A 4897-nucleotide genomic window follows, 5' to 3' on the forward strand; every position below is an offset into this window, starting at 1 on the left:
GCCATGCGTTGCTCCGGTGGTTTTGGTTTCCGTCCCATTTCACTCCTCCTAAGAAGCAGATTAGGAGGTCACCGGAACCACACCCTTGCATTGACCGCTTGAAACTGTCAGCGTTACTGGTCTACTTTTCGAGGAGCGCTGACAATTCTGACTAGGTTGCTGTCCGAGGCCGACGCGGCGGGCAAGATCGATTGGGAGGTGTCGGTGGATTCGACGGTGAATCGGGCACATCAACACGCGACGAACCTTCCGCGCACCACGGGGGGCTCTGTCGAATTACACGAATCTTCTGGAAGAGCCTCCTGACCACGCCATTGGCCGGTGCCGCGGTGGTTTGACCACCAAGATTCACCAGCTTTGCGACGGAAAAATGCGCCCACTCGTGGTGCTGCTTGGCACCGGGCAGGGCGGCGATTCGCCCATGTTTCCAGAGGTCATGGCTTCGCTCAGCGTCGATCGGATCGGCCCCGGCTGGGCTCGCACTCGACCCGACCGGGTGCTTGCAGACAAGGCCTATTCGGCCAAAGCGCACCGGGCCATGCTGCGAAAACGCAACATCCAGGTCGTCATTCCGGAACGCTCCGACCAGGTCGCCAACCGGAAACGCCGCGGCCGAAACGGAGGCCGCCCGGTCGACCTCGACAAAGAGGCCTACAAGCGCCGCAACGTCATCGAGCGCTCGTTCAACACCCTCAAGCAGTGGCGCGGACTCGCCACCCGCTACGACAAACTCACCCTCACCTACCGAGGCGGAGCTGTTCTGAGCGCCATCATCGTCTGGTTACACGAATTAGGAGACACGCCCTAGTCGATCCTTCCCGCCGGTGTTCAGCCATGCTTCGTAGGAGTCGAGTTGCCCTGGACAAATGTAGGTTGCTGACAGCTCCAAGAATTTGGCTGCCTGCTCAGACGTTATCTGGACGTCAAGAATCAGGGCTTTCGCTACTTGGTCATAGTCTCCTTCGTTCTTGTCAAGGGAGACGCAAGTAATTCCCGCTGCCTCATAGAGCCCCGCGGGTTCCTGGTCCGGGAAGAGGCGTTCCACACCAGTTAGAAAGGCCGGGGGAATTTGACCTCCTCCTACCGCGGTCGGCGGGGCCGACCGCGTGATTTTGGGAGACGCATCGACGGTCGATGGCGATGTGGGGGTAGTGTCCGCTGCCGCGCATCCGGTGAGCGCGAAGACTAAGAGTGCTGCCGCGGCGAATCGAGTATTCATGCCTTGATCCTGACAGACGCGGCTCGGCGGGCCGTCGAGGACGATCCCCACCGCTCGATACGCCGCAGCGACACAACCCACCTGTCGCGCTGAATGGCCTAAGGTCTCGAACCCAACCAATCAAACCGGTGTTGCAGACACCACTTGAATCCGCCCAATACGCGTCGGAACAGATCACCGTCTTCGCCGCCCAGAACGGCATCACCCGGTCGATGGGATACACCGGGATCTGCTGGGACAACGCCATGGCCGAGAGCTTCTTCGCGACCCTGAAAACCGAGTTCTACTACCGCCGGGTTTGGCCCACCCGAGCCCGCGCGATCCGCGGCGTCGCGGACTGGATCGAGGACCGCTACAACCGCCGCCGCCGGCACTCCTCGATCGGGCACGTCACGCCAGTGGACTTCGAGATGCAATACTCGTCACAGGCCGCAGAGATCCAACTCGCCGCTTAACCCGTGTCCACTCTCCGGGGTCAAGGCCACNACTCTCCGGGGTCAAGGCCACTGGGACTTTCTCCTCAAGTCGCGGGCAGCGACCGCACAGGGTGAGCAATTACCGGGTTTGCTCTCGCAGTGGCGATCACGGATTGGCATCGCTTGACCGGCAGGTTGCATCAGGCCGAGGCAGTCCTCGTCCCGCGCACGGTTGCCTGCCTCAACAAGTCCACCCAGCCCGGCCAGGAAACGGACCTGGCAGCCGTCATGAGCGGCGCAACTCACGTCGATGAGATGAAATCGACTTTGAATAGGCGCGTGATTTTGGCAACCAGAGCAGCACACAACCGAGCACAGTGAGGAGCGACGATAGCACTCCCAACACGGGCGACAACCCGAGCGTAAGTACCTGAGTCGCTGCGAACACTGTCAGATAGATCGCTGGCCAGCGACGCCCCCTAGTCGCAAGAAGCCCGGCTACAACGGGCAACGCAACAAACCACGCACTAGCCACGGCGAAGCTCACGGCCACCAAGATTATGGTTACGGCCTGCGCTGTAGCCCACGGCGCATTGACGAGTCCCCCTGTCGCGACGATGAAGGCCAGACCAGCGCCTGCCGTGATCGAAAGAATGGCGTAAGTCACGGCCGCTGGCCTAGCCAGTTGCCCGGAAGCTGGCGGCCCTACCTTCAAGACCCGGTTGGATTGCTGCATTCGCTTCTTATCCATCGACGTTTGACCTCAATTTACTTTCCCCTTGGGCACCGCTACGACCTGGGCTCAGCACAGCTCATCCTCGACGCTCTCCCGAATTTGTCCGGATGCACCATCGCCATCAGCCTTTGTGAATCAGGTCCACGATTTTCTGGGCGTTGTCGTCTGGAGAGACGCTGATCTGCACATGATCACCCTCCATGGCCTCCATCACCACGACGGCAGCCTGTATCTCCCCGCCGATCTTGATAATCAGGCGCGCTGAATCCCCGGCTTGGACGGCCTTCACCGTGAGGGCGTTAAAGACGATCGCCCCGTCTTCGGTGAACGTCACGTCAACCGCGTTCTGGCCCTCACCTTCGGCGATGGTGGCATCCTTCACTCCAGCTCGCTTAAGTGCGGATGGGAGAACAACATTCTCGCCATTGACCTGAACGCACTGCAGGTTCGCCCCACCATCGCAAGTCTGCGATACCGCCAACTCGATCGCTCCCCCGGCAGCCGACGCTGTACCGCTGGCACCAACACCAGCCGAACACCCACTGAGGACCAACACGACAAGTACGACCAGAGAGAGCCTGGATGTTCGAGAAGCCATGAATAACCTTCCTTCGACGCGGGCTGAGGACCGGTCCGGCCGCGGATTGTCGATCTATGAATTGTTCAATTGCACCAACAGAGTCTCAGCAGCACTGGAGATGCTGCCAATTGAGGAAAGAGTGACGATGCCAGCAACGCCCCAGAACCAGTAACGGTCACTCCGACCCGCTTTCATCCGGTTGGACGCCAGCCACCAAGCCGCCATCGACGCCAAGGTGGAGGCGATTACGGTACCAAACGCCATCCGGACGAAGTCTGCTGTGTCTGGAGCGTCCCAGGAGTTGGTCGCGAGCACGATGAAGAACGGAACGACGATCATCCCCACGAATCCGATGAGCACCGGAGACACAGCAGATTGTTTCTGAGTACTCGTCTGCAGTGTCATGCGGTGAGTCTCGCAGGTCTCGCCCCTGCAGACGACGCAACCGCTCCAGCGATCCGCAAAGGGTTCCCCAGCGCCACTCCCCCGAGACTTTGGAGCTTCGGCGGATTGGCACTGAACCGGTGTCCGTCAAAGTCGGGTCAGAGCCTAGACGCCCACTTCGATCCACCTCTGCGGTTCTGATGCCGTTCGCTGGAGCTGCACAAGAACGCGATAGTCCGAGCCGAGCTCCGCTGATACTCGCTGTGCGACAGCACGTCCCGTCTCGTTGTAGCGCATGGCGTTCTCTTCGCTGTCCCACTCGTCGTCATAGTGCTCGTGGTAAAACCTCGTCCATTCCAGAAGCTCCAACTCAAGAGGACGCGAGATCCGCTGCCGGCTTCGATCATCAGCAAGCGCGTTGCCAAACCACAGAGGCCACTTCATCGGTCCATCGTTGAGGAGGCGAACGGTCGTGCGGTCGGATGAACTGTTCAAGAGGGATCTCCGCTCAACAGCCTGGATTGGTCGACGGGTAGCCAGTGATCAGCCTGTCGTTCGTCAGCGACCAGGAGTATGTCGGATAGAAGGTGTAGACGTACTGCTGGGTGCTCCTGTTATACATGTCGATCTGTGTCGTGACGCAGAGCTTCCCATTCGTGGGGCCCGAACTGTTGAATGGATAATCCAGTGCGCCTGTGGCTCCCCACCACATCAGGTCGTCCCAGGGATCGGTATTTGCGCCGGGCGTCGCCTGGGTGATGCGTGCCTTCCACTGGTCCATGTGCCCGTCGCGAATGTGGAACCACCCGTAGGACTCCGAGACCCCGCACTCAAGCTTCATCGTCTTCTTGTTCCCGTCCCACCAGTATGGGTAGTCGACAATCACCCAGCTCGAGTTGTTGTTGTTGTGGCACTCCCACCAATCGGCCGGGTCTAGAAGCATTGGAGATACTGTGCCTGGCTCGGATTCCGGGGGCGCCCAAATATCCGTCTCGCCAGGAACGAATACCTCCCCCGTGGCTGGCGAAACGGCATACCAGCCATGGTCGGAATCAGCGATTGCCGCACCCGAATCCTCCGCCGCATTCACTGGGCCTGTGACCCCGAATATCAGCAGCGAAACTACGGCACCCGTAACAACTACGAACTTCCTGCTCATGAAATCCCCCTCTTGAGTGTCATTACTGTTCCCAGTTATCCAGTCGCTCCTGGGGCCGCGCAAGTCGGCGCTTGCGGGGACACGGTTCGTCTGCGATACCCAGATCAGTGTGCGAAGCCACTCCCCTGACGCGTAGGGCGGCGATGATCACGACCCGTTAGCAAACTCAGCGCAGCAGAAGCCGACATTCACGGTTGATCGCCCGCAAGGGTTCGGCGGTTTCAAGTGGTCGTTGCAACGATGGGCTGTGCTGGGTTTGAGAGTAGTCGTTGCATGGCTTGGGCGGGGGTGATTCGGGACTGCCCCCGGTTTGGTTGACTCCTGACCTGTGGAGATTCGTCTTCGCTGGAAAGATGTCATCATGCCCAAGCCCTACCCGCCCGAGTTCCGCCGCGATGTTGTC

The 4897-nt window shown here is 59.9% G+C and carries 6 protein-coding genes and 1 pseudogene; 2 read left to right on the forward strand and 5 right to left on the reverse strand.

Annotation, left to right across the window (positions count from 1 at the left end; genetic code table 11):
• Window positions 1-144: 144 nt before the first annotated feature.
• Window positions 145-808 (forward strand): annotated as a pseudogene (locus tag E3O67_RS11775) (IS5 family transposase); the annotation flags it as partial.
• Between the two features lie 539 nt (window positions 809-1347).
• On the forward strand, window positions 1348-1674 hold the full coding sequence (locus tag E3O67_RS11780) for an integrase core domain-containing protein (protein ID WP_167726604.1): 327 nt from the start codon (window positions 1348-1350) through the stop codon (window positions 1672-1674).
• Window positions 1675-2492: 818 nt separating this feature from the next.
• Here E3O67_RS11780 and E3O67_RS11785 read toward each other — a convergent pair.
• From E3O67_RS11785 to E3O67_RS17260, 5 genes are all read right to left on the reverse strand, one after another.
• Entirely contained in the window at window positions 2493-2753 is a 261-nt protein-coding gene (locus tag E3O67_RS11785) for a hypothetical protein (protein ID WP_135102783.1), read from the reverse strand.
• A gap of 270 nt (window positions 2754-3023) precedes the next feature.
• The gene (locus E3O67_RS11790; protein ID WP_135102784.1) at window positions 3024-3356 is read right to left on the reverse strand and encodes a hypothetical protein; all 333 of its coding nucleotides are present in this window, start codon (window positions 3354-3356) and stop codon (window positions 3024-3026) included.
• 144 nt (window positions 3357-3500) lie between these two features.
• Window positions 3501-3779 carry a hypothetical protein gene (locus E3O67_RS11795; protein WP_135102785.1) on the reverse strand — a complete coding sequence of 93 codons (279 nt, stop codon included), beginning with the start codon at window positions 3777-3779 and terminating at the stop codon, window positions 3501-3503.
• A gap of 64 nt (window positions 3780-3843) precedes the next feature.
• Window positions 3844-4494, reverse strand: coding sequence for a hypothetical protein (locus E3O67_RS11800; RefSeq protein WP_135102786.1), 651 nt, complete (start codon window positions 4492-4494; stop codon window positions 3844-3846).
• 166 nt (window positions 4495-4660) lie between these two features.
• On the reverse strand, window positions 4661-4897 hold a 237-nt coding region (locus E3O67_RS17260; RefSeq protein WP_206750565.1), incomplete at its 5' end, for a hypothetical protein.

The sequence above is a fragment of the Cryobacterium sp. TMT3-29-2 genome (assembly GCF_004564305.1).
GTDB classification, from domain to species: Bacteria; Actinomycetota; Actinomycetes; order Actinomycetales; family Microbacteriaceae; genus Cryobacterium; species Cryobacterium sinapicolor.

Bases quoted from the DNA above. Each gene is read 5' to 3' on its own strand.
- E3O67_RS11790 (WP_135102784.1), bottom strand. From the start codon at position 3,356: ATGACACTGCAGACGAGTACTCAGAAACAATCTGCTGTGTCTCCGGTG.
- E3O67_RS11795 (WP_135102785.1), bottom strand. From the start codon at position 3,779: ATGAAGTGGCCTCTGTGGTTTGGCAACGCGCTTGCTGATGATCGAAGC.
- E3O67_RS11800 (WP_135102786.1), bottom strand. From the start codon at position 4,494: ATGAGCAGGAAGTTCGTAGTTGTTACGGGTGCCGTAGTTTCGCTGCTG.